The following is an 18,015-nucleotide window of genomic DNA, read 5'->3' as shown; positions in this document are numbered from 1 at the left end:
CCTTGCCATTTCATGGACGCTGCCGGAAGAACAGCTTCGGCATGCTAGAAAGCGGCAAGGCAGGGAGGAGGCTAACTATATAGTTGGCCGAGGGTTTTTACGCGGGTTCGGCTGTACGATTCAGGCCAGTTCACCGCACAGATCGAGTTCCACCAGGTGCCGGATGGTCTGGGTGTCGAGCCCGGCGCCGAGCAGCGCGTTGAGTTTGCCGAACGCCGCTTCGCGGGTCATGCCGCCACCGGACAGCACGCCCACTGCACGCAAACGGCTGCCGGCTTCGTACACGTCCAGTTCCACGCCGCCCTCATGGCATTGGGTGATCGCGACCACGACCACGCCTTGCGCCTGCGCGCGCTGGAGGCTGGCGAGGAACTCGGGGTTATCGCTGGGCCCGGTGCCGCTGCCGAAGCATTCCAGGATCAGCGCCTGCAGGCCGCTGCCGATCAAACCGTCCAGTTGGGGCGCGCCGATACCCGGCACCAACGGCAGCACGCCGACATTGGCCAGGGCCTTGGGCTGACGGTAGTCCAGCGCTGCAGGAATCGACGCGGCGCGGGCCACGCCGCCCTGGCGTTGCAACGCGGCGAACGGGTGACGCCCGAAGCTGCGGACTTTCGCGCAGCGTGTCGGCGCCATCAGCGTGCCGTGGAAGTACAACTGCACACCCGGCGCCAGGCCTTGGCCCAGGGCCAGCAGCGCACCGCTGACGTTTTCCCAGGCATCGCTGTCGGGTACGCCGGCCGGGAGCATGGAGCCGGTGAACAGCACCGGCGCCGGCAGGCCCAACAGTTGGAAGCTCATGGCGGCTGCGCTGTAGGCCAAGGTGTCGGTGCCGTGCAGGATCAGCACCGCGTCGCAACCGTCGTCCACGGCTTCGACCACGGCAGTGCGCAGGCGCTGCCAGTAGGCCGGGGTCATGTTGGCGCTGTCGATCAGCGGCGACATTTCCCGGAAGCGCCATGTAGGCACCGGCTGGCTGGCGAGTTGTTCGCGCATGCGGGCTTCGAAACCGGATGCGGGGGTCAGGCCGTTGGCACTGGCTTGCATGCCGATGGTGCCGCCGGTGTAGAGCACCATGACGTTGTTAGCTGCTTGCATCGAAAATCTCCTGAACGAAAAACGCCGCCAAGCCCAGAGCATGCCCAAGGCCAGGCGGCGTGTCATCTGCGCTTAGCGTTGCGACAGTGCGATCGATTCAGCAGGCGCTTTAGCGGCAGGCTCCGGTTTCACCGGGTTGGCCGGCCAGGCCTTGTGGTCCAGGTCCAGGTCGGGGAACTGGCTGGAGTCGAACACCGGGGTCTTGATCCCCGCCGCGCGCTGGTTGTCGTAGTCATTCAGGATACGCATGGCGATCTTGAACAGGAACGCCAGGGCGAACAGGTTGACGAACGCGAGCATCGTCATGGTGATGTCGGCGAAGGCGAACACGGTGCTCAGGTTCTCGATCGAACCCCAGAAAATCAGCACCAGCACCAACGCGCGGTAGCCCATCAGCACCTTGCGGTTGTTGCCGACCAGGAAGCGCAGGTTGCTCTCGCCGAGGTAGTAGTTGTACATGATCGAGGTGAACACGAACAACGCCAGGGCCACCGAGATGAACATCCGGCCCCAGTCGCCGACCACGGCTGCCAGGGAGTTCTGGGTCAGGGCAATGCCGTCGCCTTCAAAGCCCGGGGTGTAGAAACCGGAGAGCAGGATCAGCAAGGCGGTGCAGGTGCAGATCACGAAAGTATCGAGGAACACGCTGAACGCTTGCACCACGCCTTGGGCGATCGGATGTTCCACCGACGCGACCGCCGCCACGTTAGGCGCACTGCCCAAACCGGCTTCGTTGGCGAATACGCCGCGCTTCACACCCATGATGATCGCACTGCCCACCAGGCCGCCGAAGGCCTGGTCGAGGCCGAACGCGCTCTTGACGATGGTCGCGAGCATGGCCGGCACGTGGTCGAATTGCAGCACGATCACGTAGAGGGTCACGGCGATGTAGACCAGGGTCTTGACCGGCACCAGCAGGTCGGCGATCGAGGCGATCCGCTTGATCCCGCCGATGAACACCAGGCCCAGCAATGCCGCCAGGGCCAGGCCGGTGTAGGTGGTGTCGAGGCCGAAGGCGTTGTTCAGCGAGTGCGTCACGGCATGCGCTTGCAGGCCGTTGAACGCAAAGCCGAAGGTCACCAGCAGCAGGAACGCCATCACCATGCCCAGCCAGCGTTTGTGCAGGCCGTGCTGGATGTAATAAGCCGGGCCGCCACGGAAGGTGCCTTCGGCGTCGGTGCGCTTGTACAACTGGCCGAGGGAGCACTCGATAAAGCTCGAGGACATGCCCACCAACGCGGTGACCCACATCCAGAACACGGCACCGGGGCCGCCCAGGGTCACGGCAATGCCGACACCGGCGATGTTACCGGCACCGACGCGGCCGGCCAGGCTGAGCATCAGCGCCTGGAACGAACTGAGTTGGTCGGAGCTGTTTTTCAGGCTGTCGCGAAACACCGAAAACATGTGGAAAAAGTGACGCAACTGAACGAAACGCGAGCGGATCGTGAAATAACCGCCGAGCCCGACAATGAGCACGATCAGTACTTTCCCTGAGAGGAAGTCGTTGATGACTTCGAGCATGGAGTGTTCCTCGCTGATTTTTCTAATGGCAAACGCAGGACGGTTCGACGCTGTCACTTGGCACCAGGCAGTGCGCGACGGTTCGACCCGATCCTTTTGCGGGTGTTGTTATTCATGCGTTTTCGCGTGTGTCCGGGCCTCGTTACCGATGGCCGCTGGCGCGAAGAGGGGCGGCACTATACCTAGGCGAACGTGATCCGTCTGCCTGGGCTGATTAAAGGTTTCAGCCAGGGCGTGGCGGGCAGGGGCGATATTGGAATTTTTATGGGCGTCATTTCACAACCTTGAGGCAAAAAAAAGGGCCTGAAGAACGAGCCTTCAGGCCCTCAAAAGGTGAGAGGTGTCTAGTCCCTCAACCTGGTGAGCGGTGCAACAAACGCTTAGGCCTTCAGCGGGACCAAACGTGGAGCAATCATGTTTTCGGGGCGCAGGATGTCGTCGAGCATGGCGTCGTCGAGCAAGCCTTCTTCGCGCACCAGTTCCAGCACGCCGCGGCCGCTTTCGAGGGCGATACGCGCGATGCGGGTGGCGTTTTCATAGCCGATGTACGGGTTCAGCGCGGTGACCAGGCCGATGGAGTGCTCCACCAACTCGCGGCAGCGGGCTTCGTTGGCGGTGATGCCGACGATGCAGTGCTCGCGCAGCATGTCCATGGCCCGTTGCAGCAGGCGGATCGAGTCGAAGATCTTGAAGGCGATCAACGGTTCCATCACGTTCAACTGCAGTTGGCCGCCTTCGGCTGCCATGGTCAGGGCCAGGTCGTTGCCGATCACTTGGAAGGCCACTTGGTTGACGGCTTCCGGGATCACCGGGTTGACCTTGCCAGGCATGATCGAGCTGCCAGGCTGGCGGGCCGGCAGGTTGATCTCGTTGATGCCGGTACGTGGGCCGCTGGACAGCAGGCGCAGGTCGTTGCAGATCTTCGACAGCTTCACCGCGGTACGCTTGAGCATGCCGGAGAACAATACGAAGGCGCCCATGTCGGAGGTGGCTTCGATCAAATCCGCCGCCGGCACCAGTGGCTGGCCGCTGATGGTGGCCAGGCGTTGTACGGCCAGGGCCTGGTAGCGCGGGTCGGCGTTGATGCCGGTGCCGATGGCGGTGCCGCCCAGGTTCACTTCGGTCAACAGCTCCGGCGCCAGGGTTTTCAGGCGGGCCAGGTCTTCGTTGAGGGTGGTGGCAAAGGCGCGGAATTCCTGGCCGAGGGTCATCGGCACGGCGTCTTGCAACTGGGTGCGGCCCATTTTCAGTACATGGTTGAACTCGACACCCTTGGCGGCGAACGCTTGGATCAGGCTGTCGAGGCTGGCCAGCAGCGCGTCATGGCCCAACAGCAGACCCAGGCGGATCGCGGTCGGGTAGGCGTCGTTGGTCGACTGCGCCATGTTCACGTCGTTGTTCGGGTGCAGGTACTGGTACTCGCCCTTGTTGTGGCCCATGGCCTCCAACGCGATGTTGGCGATGACTTCGTTGGCATTCATGTTGGTTGAAGTGCCAGCGCCACCTTGAATCATGTCCACCACGAATTCTTCGTGGAAGTCGCCGCGGATCAGGCGGGCACAGGCTTCGCTGATCGCAGCGTGCTTGGCTTCGCTGAGCTGGCCCAACTCGCGGTTGGCGTCAGCGGCGGCTTGCTTGACCATTGCCAGGCCGACCACCAATTTCGGGTAATGCGAAATCGGAACGCCCGAGAGGCGGAAGTTATTCACCGCTCGCAGGGTCTGGATGCCGTAATACGCTTGAGCAGGTACTTCGAGTACGCCAAGCAGGTCTTTTTCTGTGCGGAATGATGCAGCGGAGGACATGACGGAAATCATCTCGATATGGACCCGGAACTGGCCGGAACGCTGTGAATGCTAGGCTTGTGGAAGTTTTTGGGCCAATGCTGTTAAACACTGGCCTATGCACAAACGGCATAATAGGCGTGTGACCCGGCTATCATGGCGGGCGTGTGTGCCAAAATGGTGCATACCCGTGGGAGGAACTGATGAACCTTGAGAGCAAATGGCTGGAAGACTTCAGCGCCCTGGCGGCGACGCGCAGCTTTTCCCAGGCTGCTGAGCGGCGCTTTGTCACCCAGCCGGCGTTCAGTCGACGTATCCGCAGCCTCGAAGCCGCGCTGGGCCTGACCCTGGTCAACCGCTCGCGCACGCCGGTGGAATTGACGGCGGCGGGGCAGTTGTTTCTGGTGACCGCGCGCACGGTGGTCGAGCAGCTCGGTGAAGTACTGCGCCATTTGCACCATCTGGAAGGCGGGCAGGGCGAAGTCATGCAAGTGGCGGCGGCCCACTCCCTGGCGCTGGGCTTCTTCCCGCGCTGGATCGCGCAGTTGCGCAACGAAGGCCTGAACATTGCCACCCGGCTGGTCGCCACCAACGTCGGTGATGCCGTGCATGCCCTGCGCGAAGGCGGCTGCGATTTGATGCTGGCGTTCTACGACCCCGACGCGGCAATGCAGATGGACCCGGAGATCTTCCCGTCACTGCACCTGGGCAATACCGAAATGCTCCCGGTGTGCGCCGCCGATGCCGAGGGCAAGCCACTGTTCGACCTGGAAGGTGAAGGCAGTGTGCCGCTGCTGGCCTACAGCGCCGGGGCATTTCTGGGGCGTTCGGTGAACCTGCTGTTGCGCCAACGTGCCCTGCGCTTCACCACGGTTTACGAAACCGCGATGGCCGACAGCCTCAAAAGCATGGCCCTGGAAGGCCTGGGCATCGCCTGGGTGCCGCAACTGAGCGTGCGTGCCGAGTTGGCCCGGGGTGAGCTGGTGGTCTGCGGCGGTCCGCAGTGGCATGTGCCGTTGGAGATTCGTTTGTACCGCTGTGCCTTGGTGCGTAAGGCAAACGTGCGGTTGTTGTGGCGCAAGCTGGAAGGTGGAGCCGCGCAGAATACGTGAGTCCAGCACCGCTTAACTGTGGGAGGGGTTTTGTGGGGTTTTCGCTGACTCTTAAGTCAATAAAACCGCCGGTTTGCGCCGCTAGACAGATGGTCATTCCAGGGGCTGTTTATCTGCGTTATTACGGTATACTGCGCGGCCTTCGGCCGGTCCAACCGGCCAAATTTCGTACACCAAGCCACGCCGGATTTCCCGCGTGGCTTGTTGTTTTTTGACGCGCCTGCGGGCGCCCAGAGAGAAGAGGCACGACGATGAGTGCATTGGTTGGCGTGATCATGGGCTCCAAGTCCGATTGGTCCACCCTTAGCCACACCGCCGATATGCTGGAAAAACTCGGCATTCCGTATGAAGTGAAAGTGGTCTCTGCCCACCGCACCCCGGATTTGCTGTTCCAGTATGCCGATGAAGCAGAATCCCGTGGCATCGAGGTGATCATCGCCGGTGCCGGCGGTGCAGCGCACCTGCCAGGCATGTGTGCGGCCAAGACCCACCTGCCGGTACTCGGCGTGCCGGTGCAGTCGTCGATGCTCTCGGGCGTGGATTCGCTGTTGTCCATCGTGCAGATGCCGGCCGGTATCCCGGTGGCGACCCTGGCGATCGGCAAGGCCGGCGCGATCAACGCCGCCTTGCTGTCCGCCAGCATCCTGGGCGCCAAGCACCCGCAGTTCCACGCGATGCTGAAAAAATTCCGTGCTGAGCAGACAGACAGCGTGCTGGACAATCCAGACCCACGTATCGCCTGAGGTTGTTGACGATGAAAATCGGTGTAATCGGTGGCGGCCAACTGGGTCGCATGCTGGCCCTGGCGGGAACGCCGCTGGGGATGAACTTCGCTTTCCTGGACCCGGCGCCGGATGCCTGTGCGGCCGCGTTGGGTGAACACCTGCGCGCTGACTACAGCGACCCGGACCATCTGCGCCAACTGGCCGAAGAAGTCGACCTGGTGACCTTCGAGTTCGAAAGCGTCCCGGCCGAAACCGTGGCCTTCCTCTCGCAGTTCGTGCCGGTCTACCCGAGCGCCGAAGCCTTGCGCATCGCCCGTGACCGCTGGTTCGAGAAGAGCATGTTCAAGGACCTGGGCATTCCGACCCCGGCCTTCGCCGATATCCAGTCCCAGGCGGACCTGGACGCCGCCGTCGCCAGCATCGGCCTGCCGGCCGTGCTGAAAACCCGTACCCTGGGTTACGACGGCAAGGGCCAGAAAGTCCTGCGCACCGCCGCCGATGTGGTCGGCACCTTCGCCGAACTGGGCAGCGTGGCCTGCCTGTTGGAAGGCTTCGTGCCGTTCACCGGCGAAGTTTCGCTGATCGCCGTGCGTGCCCGCGATGGCGAGACCCGCTTCTACCCGTTGGTCCACAACACCCACGACAACGGCATTCTCAAACTGTCCGTGGCCAGCACCGACCATCCGTTGCAGGCCCTGGCCGAAGACTATTCCAGCCGTGTGCTCAAGCAGCTGGAATATGTCGGCGTGATGGCGTTCGAGTTCTTTGAAGTCGACGGTGGCCTGAAGGCCAACGAAATCGCCCCGCGTGTGCACAACTCCGGGCACTGGACCACCGAAGGCGCCGAGTGCAGCCAGTTCGAGAACCACCTGCGCGCGGTGGCGGGCTTGCCGCTGGGCTCCACAGCCAAGGTGGGCGAGAGCGCCATGCTCAACTTCATCGGCGTGGTCCCGCCGGTTGAAAAAGTCATCGCCATCGACGACTGCCACCTGCATCACTACGGCAAGGCTTTCAAGACCGGGCGCAAGGTCGGCCACGCCAACCTGCGTTGCCAGGACCGCGCGACGCTGCAAGCGCAGATCCTCAAGGTCGAAGCGTTGATCGCCGAGCAATAATCCCGGGGGCGGCGGGAACCATTGGTGGCCGCCGTCTCTCTGATTGCAGGATGATAAAGCCTGGCTAGGCTTTTTCATGACTCACATTCAATCAGAGGGAAATGCCATGGGTATCATCGGAACCATCTTTATCGGCCTGATCGTCGGCCTGCTGGCGCGTTTCCTCAAGCCCGGCGACGACAGCATGGGCTGGATCATGACCATCCTGCTGGGTATCGCCGGCTCCCTTGCCGCCACCTACGGCGGTCAGGCACTGGGTATCTACCAGGCAGGCCAGGGCGCGGGTTTCATCGGCGCATTGGTGGGTGCCATTGTGCTGCTGGTGATCTACGGCCTGATCAAAAAGAACTAATCGAGCGACAAAGTCCTCTGCGCTGCGCAGGCGCAGAGGGCTAGAATGCCGGCACTGTTTACCTTGTCGAGCTCCTCCATGCGCCGTCTCCTCTTGATGTTTCTCCTGCTGGGCCCAGGCCTGGCTCATGCTGGCGAACTGCCGGAAACCGACTGGCTCGACCTGATGCCGCTGTCGGACCAGAAAGCCCTCGAACAAATGCCGGAAATCGACCACAACTCTCCCGAAGCCCAGGGCACCTTTACCGACAAAGGTGGCTTGAAGCAGAGCAAAGGGTTGCCGGCGGTGATGTATTCCACCAAGACCGTGGCCGCCATGAACGGCAAGAACATCCGCATCGGCGGTTACCCGGTGCCCTTGGAAACCGACGCCAAGGGCCGCAGCACCCTGTTTTTCCTGGTGCCGTACCCAGGCGCGTGCATCCACGTGCCGCCACCGCCGCCGAACCAATTGGTGCTGGTGCGTTACCCCAAGGGGTTGAAGCTGGATGATATCTACACGCCGCTGTGGGTCACGGGCACGTTGAAGGTGGAGACGGTCAATAACGATCTGGCCGATGCGGCGTATGCGCTGGATGCGGGGAAGGTGCGGGCGGTGAAGGAGTCGGATCTCTAAACCACAACACCGACCAATGTGGGAGGGAGCAACACCCCCTCCCACATTTTGATTGGGTTTACAAAGCGCTACTGGTGATGCTCACGCCCAAGGTGTGGCTTTCGCCCGGCGCCAACGCCACCACATCATCCAGCACGTTCGCCGTCTCGATGCACAGCATGCCCTGCCAGCCGTCGTCGGCCATGTCGTCGAAGGCCTTGGCACGTTCGGTCCAGGGGTTCCAGATCACGGTCGAGTGGGAGCCTTCGCTGCTGAGCCGGACGCGCCGCTGCCAGTCGTTATCGACGATGTGCAACTGCGCGGGGGTGTCGAGGTAGATGCGGTCGGTCTCGGCGCCGAAGTGCAGCGGCCCAGCCTGTTGCCGGGTGGCCCAGCCGTCGGCGGTATCGATATACGCAAGCCCGTCCAGGCCCTCGACCTGCACGTTGCGCACATCGCTCACGGCGAAGTAGGTGTGCAACGCCTGGCTGAGGGTCACGGTGTCGGTGCCACGGTTATGACTGGTCAGGCCGATGTGCAGGTGATCGTCCAGGCGCAGGCTCAGCTTCAGGTCGACCTGATGCGGCCAGCCGGGGAAGCCGCCCGCGGGCACGGGGAGCACCAGGTCGACGCGCAGGGTGTCACCTTCGAGTTCGGTGGCGGCCAATTCCCAGAGTGCAGTACGCACGAAACCGTGGGCGCCCGCGGGCTGGTCGCTCTGGCGCATGGCCTGCACGCTGTGCGGGTTTCGATCGAACACGCCGAACCACGGCCAGCACACCGGTACGCCGGTGCGGATGCCTTTGCCAGCCTTGAAGACGGCTGCCTTGTTCGGCCAGATCAGCGGCTGTTCGCCTGCGCGTTGGTAACTGAAGAGGTGCGCGCCCTGTTGGGCCACCATCAGCTCGGCGCCGTTGTGGCGGATGCGCCAGCAGTCCAGCTCGTCGATTTTCACGGATTCAACGTGGGGCGTCGGCATAACAAAGCACTCTTAATAGCAGGCAATTGGGCAATTGACCGTCAAAACCCGGCGAGGTTTAACGCGCTCGCGACGGTACCGAACGGGTACGGCCGCTGCCATCGATGGCGACGAACACGAACACCGCCTCGGTGACCTTGCGCCATTCGCTGGACAGCGGGTCGTCGCTCCACACTTCGACCATCATCTGGATCGAGCTGCGGCCGATTTCCAGGGCCTGGGTATAGAAGGACAATTGCGCGCCCACGGCCACCGGCACCAGGAACGCCATGCGATCAATGGCCACGGTGGCGACACGCCCGCCTGCGACCTTGCTGGCCATGGCCGTACCGGCCAGGTCCATCTGCGAGACCAGCCAGCCGCCGAAGATATCGCCGAAACCGTTGGTTTCACGCGGAAGCGCGGTGATTTGCAGGGCGAGATCGCCTTGTGGGATGGGATCTTCTTGTTCGAGTTCGATCATGCCGAGGGTGCCTCTGAGCCGTGACGCTTCATGGGTGTTTCAAATGGATAGCCGTCTTGTAGAAAAACATTTCAGCACCAACGCACGACGCGAGCTGTGTTTCTCGTAAGGCGTACTAAAGGGAAACTCTGCCAAACCGGCTGGATGGCACCCAACGGCGTTTTGGCACAGCAGCCCCTCAAGACTGCGGGTCTGGCGCTTGCAAGGGCCGAGTATATCGAGACGCTGGCGTCGCGACGACCTCTCGGCGCTCATTTGGTCGGTAAATAGACGCTGTAACGGAGCTTTTTCCGGCAACTGTTCTCCTGCCCTGGTTGACCGACTCCCTACGCCGTGAATAGTTCACCGCGCTGCGCTATCAACCGTTCGACGCTGTGCTTTTTCCGGCGATTTGCTATCTTGCCAGACCGCCGCAAGTCCAGGGCGTGCCGTCTTTATTACGCTGATTACTATAAGAGAAGCCTTGCCATGTCCTCCGTGCCCGCAAGCAGTGCGCAACCGTCGCGCCCGCTGACCCGCAACGACTACAAAACCCTGTCGCTGTCTGCCTTGGGCGGGGCGCTGGAGTTCTACGACTTCATCATCTTCGTGTTTTTCGCCACCGTGGTCGGAAAACTGTTCTTCCCCGCCGACATGCCCGAGTGGCTGCGCATGATGCAGACCTTCGGCATCTTCGCCGCCGGTTACCTGGCGCGGCCCCTGGGCGGCATCATCATGGCGCACTTCGGTGACCTGCTGGGGCGCAAGAAAATGTTCACCCTGAGCATCTTCATGATGGCCGTGCCGACCCTGATCATGGGCCTGCTGCCGACCTACGCGCAGATCGGCCTGTGGGCGCCGATCCTGTTGCTGTTGATGCGCGTGATCCAGGGCGCGGCGATCGGCGGCGAAGTCCCGGGCGCCTGGGTGTTCGTCTCCGAACACGTGCCGCCACGCCACATCGGCTACGCCTGCGGCACCCTGACCAGCGGCCTCACCGCCGGCATCCTGTTGGGTTCGCTGGTGGCCACCGCCATCAACACGCTCTACAGCCCGGAGCAGGTCTCCGATTACGCCTGGCGTATCCCGTTCCTGCTCGGCGGTGTGTTCGGCCTGCTGTCGGTGTACTTGCGCCGCTGGCTGCATGAAACGCCGATCTTCGCCGAGATGCAGCAACGCAAGGCTCTGGCCGCCGAACTGCCGCTGCGCACGGTGCTGCGCGACCACCGTGGCGCCATCGTGCTGTCGATGCTGCTGACCTGGCTGCTGTCGGCCGGCGTGGTAGTCGTCATCCTGATGACCCCGACCGTGCTGCAGACCCTCTACCACTTCAGCCCGACCGTTGCGCTGCAAGCCAACAGCCTGGCCATCGTGACCCTGAGCCTGGGCTGCATTGCCTCCGGCGCCCTGGCCGACCGCTTCGGTGCCGGCCGCATACTGGTGGTCGGTTGCGCACTGTTGCTGGCGACCTCCTGGACGCTGTATCACAGCCTGCTGGACCACCCTGACTGGCTGTTCCCGCTGTACGCCCTGACCGGCCTGTTTGTCGGCACCATCGGCGTGGTGCCCTACGTGATGGTGAAAGCCTTCCCACCGGTGGTGCGCTTCAGCGGGTTGTCGTTCTCCTACAACGTGGCCTACGCCGTGTTCGGCGGGCTGACGCCGTTGGCGGTGTCGCTGCTGATGAAAGAAAGCCCGATGGGCCCGGCCTACTACGTTGCCGTCCTGTGCGTGATGGGGATGGGGGTGGGTGGGTATCTGTGGAAGCGCGGCAGGTAATCAGCTATCTGAAGATCGTTCCTACGCAGTTGCGTAGGAGCGATCATAAATTACAGAGTGTTTCCGAATCATCGTTTCAACCGCCTCGACGTCCTCGCCACCCCCGTTTTTTCGGCACTTGCCGCTTCTGGCCGCTTTTTCCCCCAATACTGGCCTTTCATCTAATTGTCATATTCCAGACATAGAGTGTTCACACGGCCTATCAATACTTGGCCCCGATCCAACTATCCCTATCTGCTAGGAGTAAGGCATGAAACTGAAGCGTTTGATGGCGGCAATGACTTTTGTCGCTGCTGGCGTTGCGACTGCCCACGCGGTGGCCGCTGGTGTTGACCCGGCTATTCCGGCTTACGTGAAGACCACTGGTGTGTCGGGCAACTTGTCCAGCGTCGGTTCCGATACCCTGGCTAACCTGATGACCCTGTGGGCCGAGGGTTACAAAAAGGAATACCCGAACGTCAACATCCAGATTCAAGCTGCTGGTTCTGCCACTGCGCCACCTGCGCTGACTGAAGGCACCTCCAACCTGGGCCCGATGAGCCGCAAGATGAAGGACACCGAACTGGCGGCCTTCGAGCAGAAGTACGGCTACAAGCCAACCGCTATCCCGGTTGCCGTGGATGCCCTGGCTGTGTTCGTGCACAAGGACAACCCGATCAAGCACCTGACCATGGAACAAGTCGACGCGATCTTCTCCTCGACTCGCCTGTGCGGTGCCAAAGCCGACGTCAAAACCTGGGGCGACCTGGGTGTGACCGGCGACCTGGCCAACAAGCCAGTGCAACTGTTCGGTCGTAACTCGGTATCCGGCACCTACGGCTACTTCAAAGAAGAAGCCCTGTGCAAAGGCGACTACAAGCCTAACGTGAACGAACAACCAGGCTCGGCTTCGGTCGTGCAGTCGATCAGCTCCTCGCTGAACGGCATCGGTTACTCGGGCATCGGCTACAAGACCGCCAGCGTGAAGACCGTGGCCCTGGCCAAGAAAGGCAGCACTGACTTCATCGAAGACAGCGAAGAAAACGCCCTGAACGGCAAATACCCGCTGTCGCGTTTCCTCTACGTTTACGTCAACAAAGCCCCGAACAAGCCGCTGGCGCCGCTGGAAGCCGAGTTCGTGAAGCTGGTTCTGTCCAAGCAGGGCCAGGAAGTTGTGGTCAAGGACGGCTACATCCCACTGCCAGCCAAAGTTGCCGCCAAGGCACTGGCTGACCTGGGTCTGAAAGAAGGCAACTAAGTTGCTGGGCCGGGTAAAACCGGCCGTTCTGTAGGAGCGGGCTTGCTCGCGAAAGATGATAGAGCACTGCGTTTATTCAGAAGCAGCGCGTTATCGTTAACGCTCTTCGCGAGCAAGCTCGCTCCTACAGAAACTCCTAATTTTTAGTCCGCTGCCGGCTCTGCCATGCGGCGGATTTCTTGCGTCACTGCATTGTCATCTTTCTGTCATACAGGACCGCTAGGGTGTGCGCATGAATGATCTGGCCAATTCCACTATGACGACGACTTCTCCCCCCAAGCGTATTGACTTCAATACGCCTGAGTTGCAACGCAAGCGCCGCATTCGCGCGCTCAAGGATCGCCTGACCCGTTGGTACGTGCTGATCGGCGGCCTCGCCGTCCTCGGCGCTATCACTCTGATCTTCTTCTTCCTGGCCTACGTGGTCGCGCCCTTGTTCCAGGGCGCCTCGTTGACCAAGGAAGCCGCGCTGACACCGGCGTGGATACAAGACGCGGGCAAGCCGTTGATGATCTCGCTGGAAGAACAGAACCAAGTCGCCATGCGGGTTTCCGACAAAGGCCAGGCGCTGTTCTTCGACGTGAGCACCGGCGCCGAACTCAAGCGCATCGACCTGCCGCTGGCGGCCGGCGTCAGCGTCGTGTCGATTGGTAAAGACCAGCCGGGCAGCCCGCTGGTGATCCTCGGTTTGTCCAATGGCCAGTCCCTGGTGTTCCGCCACACCTACAAGGTGTCCTACCCGGACGGCAAGAAGACCATCAGCCCGGCCATCGAATACCCTTACGGCGAAACGCCGATCGTGCTGGATGACGCCGGTCGCCCGCTGGAACATGTCGCGCTGAACGTCACCGACACCTCGTTGGTGGTGGCCGGTTCGGCCGGTTCGCACTTGAACGTGCTGTCCCTGAGCCGTGAAGAAAACATGATGACCGGCGAAGTCACCAGCGAGCAGAAGCGTATCGAGCTGCCGCAGATGACCGAGCCGGTGAAGGCGATCTTCATCGACCCACGCCAGCAATGGCTGTACGTGATCAACGGCCGTGCCCTGGCCGATGTGTTCAGCCTGCGCGACAAGAGCCTCAACGGTCGCTATAAACTGCTGGAAGACGGCGACGCCGAAATCACCGCCAGCACCCAACTGGTGGGTGGTATCTCGCTGATCGTCGGTAACTCCAAGGGCGGCCTGGCCCAGTGGTTCATGGCCCGTGACCCGGATGGCGAACAGCGCCTGAAGCAGATCCGCACCTTCGAGATGGGCACTGCGCCCATCGTTGAAATCACCGCCGAGGAGCGTCGCAAAGGCTTCACCGCCCTCGACGCTTCCGGCAAGTTCGGCGTGTTCCACAGCACCGCCCACCGCACCCTGCTGGTGGACCCGGTGGTCGATGGCCAGGGCGTGTTCGGCCTGTCGCCACGGGCCAACCGTGTGATCGTCGAAGCCGGCGGCAAGCTGCAACCGTTGCTGCTGGACAACCCGCACCCGGAAGTGTCGTGGAGCGCGCTGTGGAGCAAGGTCTGGTACGAAAACTACGACGAGCCTAAATACGTCTGGCAATCGACCGCCGCCAACACCGATTTCGAACCCAAGATGAGCCTCGCGCCGCTGACCTTCGGTACGCTGAAGGCCGCGTTCTACGCCATGTTGCTGGCCGCGCCGCTGGCTGTTGCCGCAGCGATCTACACCGCGTACTTCATGGCGCCGGGCCTGCGCCGCAAGGTCAAGCCGGTGATCGAGCTGATGGAAGCGATGCCGACGGTGATCCTCGGCTTCTTCGCCGGCCTGTTCCTCGCGCCGTATGTCGAAGGGCATCTGCCGGGGATTTTCAGCCTGTTGATGCTGGTGCCGATTGGCATCCTGGTGGCCGGTTTTATCTTCAGCCGCCTGCCTGAGTCCATTCGCCTGCGGGTTCCCGATGGCTGGGAAAGCGCGATCCTGATCCCGGTGATCCTGTTTGTGGGCTGGCTCTCGCTGTACATGAGCCCGTACCTGGAAACCTGGTTCTTCGGCGGCGACATGCGGATGTGGATCTCCCATGACCTGGGCATCACCTATGACCAGCGCAACGCCCTGGTCGTCGGCCTGGCGATGGGGTTCGCGGTGATCCCGAACATCTACTCCATCGCCGAAGACGCCGTGTTCAGCGTGCCGCGCGGCCTGACCCTGGGCTCTTTGGCCCTGGGCGCCACGCCGTGGCAGACCATGACCCGCGTGGTCATCCTGACCGCCAGCCCGGGGATTTTCTCGGCGCTGATGATCGGCATGGGCCGCGCCGTGGGCGAGACCATGATCGTGCTGATGGCCACCGGTAACACCCCGGTGATGGAGATGAACCTGTTCGAAGGCCTGCGCACCCTGGCGGCCAACGTCGCGGTGGAAATGCCCGAGTCGGAAGTGGGCGGCAGTCACTACCGCGTGCTGTTCCTCTCGGCGTTGGTGCTGCTGTTGTTCACCTTCATCATGAACACCCTCGCCGAGCTGATTCGTCAGCGTCTGCGCAAGAAATACTCGTCGCTTTAAGAAAGGTAGAAGTCTGTGAAACAGAACTCCCTGAATGGATGGTTCAAGAGCGGCGCCCCCGGCGTCTGGATCAGCGGTGGCGCGGTGTCCATCGCGGTCATCATGACCCTTGGTTTGCTGGCTGTGATTGCGGTGCGTGGTTTGGGCCACTTCTGGCCGGCTGACCTGATCCAGGCCAACTACGATGTCCCGGGCCAAGAAAACCATATCGTCATCGGCGAAGTGGTACAGAAAGAAGAAGTGCCGCGCGAGCGCCTGAAAAGCGCTGGCCTGCCCGTGCCCGACGTGGGCCCGGAATTCATGACCCGCGAGTTGATCAAAGTCGGTAACCGCGATCTGAACGGCAACGACTTCACATGGATCGTCGGCGAATGGCTGAAGAACCAGACCAAACCGCTGGAATTGATGACCATCGAGCGCCGTGAGTGGGGCAACTTCTACGGCACCCTGGTCAACGTCAAGCAGGATGGCAAGGTCATCGCCGAAGGCCAGGCCGCGTGGCCGGAGCTGCAGGCTCGGGTCGACCGCGTGAACAAGCTGGCGGCCCAGCTCAAGACCCTTGAGAAGTCCGATATCGGCGCGATCAACGCCGGTCTTGAACGTATCCGTCTGCACGGTCGCAAGCTGGAACTGGAAGGCAAGCTCGACGCCGCCGCCCAGGCCGACATGGACTCGGGCCGCGCCGAACTGAATGCCCGTTACCAGGACATCGAAGCGCGCCTGGCCGACCTGCACGCCCAATTCAACCGCGACGCCTTGACTGCCCGCGATGCGAACGGCAAGGAAGTCGAAATCGGCATCGGCAAAGTGGTCCACGCCTATCAGCCGAACGCCATGGGCACGATGACCAAGGTCGGCTTCTACTTCAGCAAGGTCTGGGAGTTCCTCAGCGACGACCCACGGGAAGCCAACACCGAAGGCGGGATCTTCCCGGCCATCTTCGGCACCGTGATGATGACCCTGATCATGGCGATGATCGTGACCCCGTTCGGCGTGCTGGCGGCGGTGTACCTGCGTGAATACGCCAAGCAGAACGCCCTGACGCGGATCATCCGCATCGCCGTGAACAACCTGGCGGGCGTACCGGCCATCGTTTACGGCGTGTTCGGCCTGGGCTTCTTCGTGTATGTATTGGGTGGCTCGGTTGACCGCCTGTTCTTCGCCGAAGCCCTGCCGGCCCCGACCTTCGGTACGCCGGGCCTGTTGTGGGCGTCGCTGACCCTGGCGCTGCTGGCGGTGCCGGTGGTGATCGTGGCTACCGAGGAAGGCCTGGCGCGGATTCCTCGCACTGTGCGCGAAGGCTCGCTGGCACTCGGCGCGACCAAGGCGGAAACGCTGTGGAAGATCGTGCTGCCGATGGCCAGCCCGGCGATGATGACCGGCATGATCCTCGCCGTGGCGCGTGCCGCCGGTGAAGTAGCGCCGCTGATGCTGGTGGGCGTGGTCAAGCTGGCCCCGTCGCTGCCGCTGGACGGCAACTACCCTTACTTGCACCTTGACCAGAAGATCATGCACCTGGGCTTCCATATTTATGACGTCGGCTTCCAGAGCCCCAACGTCGAGGCCGCAAGGCCGCTGGTATATGCCACCGCGCTGTTGCTGGTGCTGGTGATCGCCACGCTCAACTTGTCGGCGGTGTGGATCCGTAACCACCTGCGCGAGAAGTACAAGGCGCTGGACAGTTAATTGAAGTAAACGCGGACTCAATGTGGGAGGGGGCTTGCCCCCGATAGCGGCGTATCAGAAACACATATGCTGGCTGACACACTGCTATCGGGGGCAAGCCCCCTCCCACACTAGACCACGATATACGCAGAATTTGAGTAAACCGCCCCCGGCGGTTCAACAACACGAATTGGTAGCACAGGGAGCATCCCATGCAACAAGAAACCCATTCCCATGGCATCAACATGTCTGCCCTGGGTCGTGACAAGCAGAGCCTGAGCCTGGCCCAGGAAACCGTGGCCATCGAAGTGCCGGGCCTGAGCCTGTACTACGGCGAAAAACAGGCGCTGTTCGACGTCAGCATGAACATCCCCAAGCAGCGCGTGACCGCCTTCATCGGCCCGTCGGGCTGCGGCAAGTCCACGCTGCTGCGCACCTTCAACCGCATGAACGACCTGGTCGACGGTTGCCGCGTGGACGGTGCGATCAACCTCTACGGCAGCAACATCTACCGCAAGGGTGAAGACGTGGCCGAGCTGCGTCGCCGGGTGGGCATGGTGTTCCAGAAGCCCAACCCGTTCCCCAAGACCATCTACGAAAACGTGGTCTACGGCTTGCGCATCCAGGGCATCAACAAGAAGCGCATCCTCGACGAAGCGGTCGAATGGGCGCTTAAAGGCGCCGCGCTGTGGGACGAGGTCAAGGACCGCCTGCACGACTCCGCACTCGGCCTGTCCGGCGGCCAGCAACAACGCCTGGTGATCGCGCGTACCATCGCCGTGGAACCGGAAGTGCTGCTGCTCGATGAACCTTGCTCGGCACTCGACCCGATCTCGACGTTGAAAGTCGAAGAACTGATCTACGAGCTCAAGTCCAAGTTCACCATCGTTATCGTGACTCACAACATGCAACAGGCGGCGCGGGTTTCCGACTACACCGCGTTCATGTACATGGGCAAGCTGGTGGAGTTCGGCGATACCGATACCCTGTTCACCAATCCGGCGAAGAAACAGACCGAAGACTACATCACCGGTCGCTACGGCTAGGAAGCTGTGGTTCAGATTGCATTGACGCTGCGGTTCTCCGCACCT

The 18,015-nt window shown here is 62.0% G+C and carries 15 protein-coding genes; 10 read left to right on the top strand and 5 right to left on the bottom strand.

The window, feature by feature from the left end; genetic code table 11:
• Positions 1 to 120: 120 nt before the first annotated feature.
• From JN756_RS31655 to aspA, 3 genes are all read right to left on the bottom strand, one after another.
• Positions 121 to 1,098, bottom strand: coding sequence for an asparaginase (locus JN756_RS31655; protein WP_128192113.1), 978 nt, complete (start codon positions 1,096 to 1,098; stop codon positions 121 to 123).
• A 72-nt stretch (positions 1,099 to 1,170) separates the two neighbouring features.
• Entirely contained in the window at positions 1,171 to 2,622 is a 1,452-nt protein-coding gene (locus JN756_RS31650; protein WP_046381614.1) for an alanine/glycine:cation symporter family protein, read from the bottom strand.
• A gap of 380 nt (positions 2,623 to 3,002) precedes the next feature.
• Positions 3,003 to 4,427, bottom strand: coding sequence for an aspartate ammonia-lyase (gene aspA / locus JN756_RS31645; RefSeq protein ID WP_017850012.1), 1,425 nt, complete (start codon positions 4,425 to 4,427; stop codon positions 3,003 to 3,005).
• A 182-nt stretch (positions 4,428 to 4,609) separates the two neighbouring features.
• On the opposite strand from aspA, the gene JN756_RS31640 reads away from it, so the two are divergent.
• From JN756_RS31640 to JN756_RS31620, 5 genes are all read left to right on the top strand, one after another.
• A complete protein-coding gene (locus JN756_RS31640; protein WP_017850011.1) occupies positions 4,610 to 5,518 on the top strand; it encodes a LysR substrate-binding domain-containing protein in 909 nt (302 codons plus the stop codon).
• Between the two features lie 251 nt (positions 5,519 to 5,769).
• Complete coding sequence (gene purE / locus JN756_RS31635; RefSeq protein ID WP_017850010.1) at positions 5,770 to 6,261, top strand: 5-(carboxyamino)imidazole ribonucleotide mutase; 492 nt, start codon at positions 5,770 to 5,772, stop codon at positions 6,259 to 6,261.
• An 11-nt stretch (positions 6,262 to 6,272) separates the two neighbouring features.
• The gene (locus JN756_RS31630; RefSeq protein ID WP_046381615.1) at positions 6,273 to 7,358 is read left to right on the top strand and encodes a 5-(carboxyamino)imidazole ribonucleotide synthase; all 1,086 of its coding nucleotides are present in this window, start codon (positions 6,273 to 6,275) and stop codon (positions 7,356 to 7,358) included.
• A gap of 106 nt (positions 7,359 to 7,464) precedes the next feature.
• Entirely contained in the window at positions 7,465 to 7,710 is a 246-nt protein-coding gene (locus JN756_RS31625; protein ID WP_046381616.1) for a GlsB/YeaQ/YmgE family stress response membrane protein, read from the top strand.
• Between the two features lie 78 nt (positions 7,711 to 7,788).
• Positions 7,789 to 8,325, top strand: coding sequence for a DUF3299 domain-containing protein (locus JN756_RS31620; protein WP_046381617.1), 537 nt, complete (start codon positions 7,789 to 7,791; stop codon positions 8,323 to 8,325).
• Between the two features lie 58 nt (positions 8,326 to 8,383).
• Here JN756_RS31620 and JN756_RS31615 read toward each other — a convergent pair whose 3' ends face one another.
• Positions 8,384 to 9,283, bottom strand: a complete 900-nt coding sequence (locus JN756_RS31615) for a D-hexose-6-phosphate mutarotase (RefSeq protein WP_104904229.1) — start codon at positions 9,281 to 9,283, stop codon at positions 8,384 to 8,386.
• A gap of 58 nt (positions 9,284 to 9,341) precedes the next feature.
• Positions 9,342 to 9,746, bottom strand: a complete 405-nt coding sequence (locus tag JN756_RS31610; protein WP_010566936.1) for an acyl-CoA thioesterase — start codon at positions 9,744 to 9,746, stop codon at positions 9,342 to 9,344.
• A 468-nt stretch (positions 9,747 to 10,214) separates the two neighbouring features.
• On the opposite strand from JN756_RS31610, the gene JN756_RS31605 reads away from it, so the two are divergent.
• From JN756_RS31605 to pstB, 5 genes are all read left to right on the top strand, one after another.
• Entirely contained in the window at positions 10,215 to 11,504 is a 1,290-nt protein-coding gene (locus JN756_RS31605) for an MFS transporter (protein ID WP_201021659.1), read from the top strand.
• Between the two features lie 250 nt (positions 11,505 to 11,754).
• Positions 11,755 to 12,741: a phosphate ABC transporter substrate-binding protein PstS gene (locus JN756_RS31600; protein ID WP_108525827.1), complete on the top strand. Its 987-nt coding sequence runs from the start codon at positions 11,755 to 11,757 to the stop codon at positions 12,739 to 12,741.
• A gap of 484 nt (positions 12,742 to 13,225) precedes the next feature.
• A complete protein-coding gene (locus tag JN756_RS31595; protein ID WP_169850591.1) occupies positions 13,226 to 15,259 on the top strand; it encodes an ABC transporter permease subunit in 2,034 nt (677 codons plus the stop codon).
• A 15-nt stretch (positions 15,260 to 15,274) separates the two neighbouring features.
• The gene (pstA, locus tag JN756_RS31590; RefSeq protein WP_169863640.1) at positions 15,275 to 16,945 is read left to right on the top strand and encodes a phosphate ABC transporter permease PstA; all 1,671 of its coding nucleotides are present in this window, start codon (positions 15,275 to 15,277) and stop codon (positions 16,943 to 16,945) included.
• Between the two features lie 191 nt (positions 16,946 to 17,136).
• The gene (pstB, locus tag JN756_RS31585) at positions 17,137 to 17,970 is read left to right on the top strand and encodes a phosphate ABC transporter ATP-binding protein PstB (protein ID WP_057005216.1); all 834 of its coding nucleotides are present in this window, start codon (positions 17,137 to 17,139) and stop codon (positions 17,968 to 17,970) included.
• Positions 17,971 to 18,015: the final 45 nt, after the last annotated feature.

The organism is Pseudomonas sp. Y39-6 (assembly GCF_023651955.1).
Taxonomy (GTDB): domain Bacteria; phylum Pseudomonadota; class Gammaproteobacteria; order Pseudomonadales; family Pseudomonadaceae; genus Aquipseudomonas; species Aquipseudomonas veronii.
This window is presented reverse-complemented; position numbering and strand designations above follow the sequence as displayed.

Excerpts from the sequence above, each read along its gene's own strand:
- JN756_RS31655 (WP_128192113.1), bottom strand. The coding sequence starts at position 1,098 with ATGCAAGCAGCTAACAACGTCATGGTGCTCTACACCGGCGGCACCATC.
- JN756_RS31650 (WP_046381614.1), bottom strand. The coding sequence starts at position 2,622 with ATGCTCGAAGTCATCAACGACTTCCTCTCAGGGAAAGTACTGATCGTG.
- aspA (WP_017850012.1), bottom strand. The coding sequence starts at position 4,427 with ATGTCCTCCGCTGCATCATTCCGCACAGAAAAAGACCTGCTTGGCGTA.
- JN756_RS31640 (WP_017850011.1), top strand. The coding sequence starts at position 4,610 with ATGAACCTTGAGAGCAAATGGCTGGAAGACTTCAGCGCCCTGGCGGCG.
- purE (WP_017850010.1), top strand. The coding sequence starts at position 5,770 with ATGAGTGCATTGGTTGGCGTGATCATGGGCTCCAAGTCCGATTGGTCC.
- JN756_RS31630 (WP_046381615.1), top strand. The coding sequence starts at position 6,273 with ATGAAAATCGGTGTAATCGGTGGCGGCCAACTGGGTCGCATGCTGGCC.
- JN756_RS31625 (WP_046381616.1), top strand. The coding sequence starts at position 7,465 with ATGGGTATCATCGGAACCATCTTTATCGGCCTGATCGTCGGCCTGCTG.
- JN756_RS31620 (WP_046381617.1), top strand. The coding sequence starts at position 7,789 with ATGCGCCGTCTCCTCTTGATGTTTCTCCTGCTGGGCCCAGGCCTGGCT.
- JN756_RS31615 (WP_104904229.1), bottom strand. The coding sequence starts at position 9,283 with ATGCCGACGCCCCACGTTGAATCCGTGAAAATCGACGAGCTGGACTGC.
- JN756_RS31610 (WP_010566936.1), bottom strand. The coding sequence starts at position 9,746 with ATGATCGAACTCGAACAAGAAGATCCCATCCCACAAGGCGATCTCGCC.
- JN756_RS31605 (WP_201021659.1), top strand. The coding sequence starts at position 10,215 with ATGTCCTCCGTGCCCGCAAGCAGTGCGCAACCGTCGCGCCCGCTGACC.
- JN756_RS31600 (WP_108525827.1), top strand. The coding sequence starts at position 11,755 with ATGAAACTGAAGCGTTTGATGGCGGCAATGACTTTTGTCGCTGCTGGC.
- pstB (WP_057005216.1), top strand. The coding sequence starts at position 17,137 with ATGCAACAAGAAACCCATTCCCATGGCATCAACATGTCTGCCCTGGGT.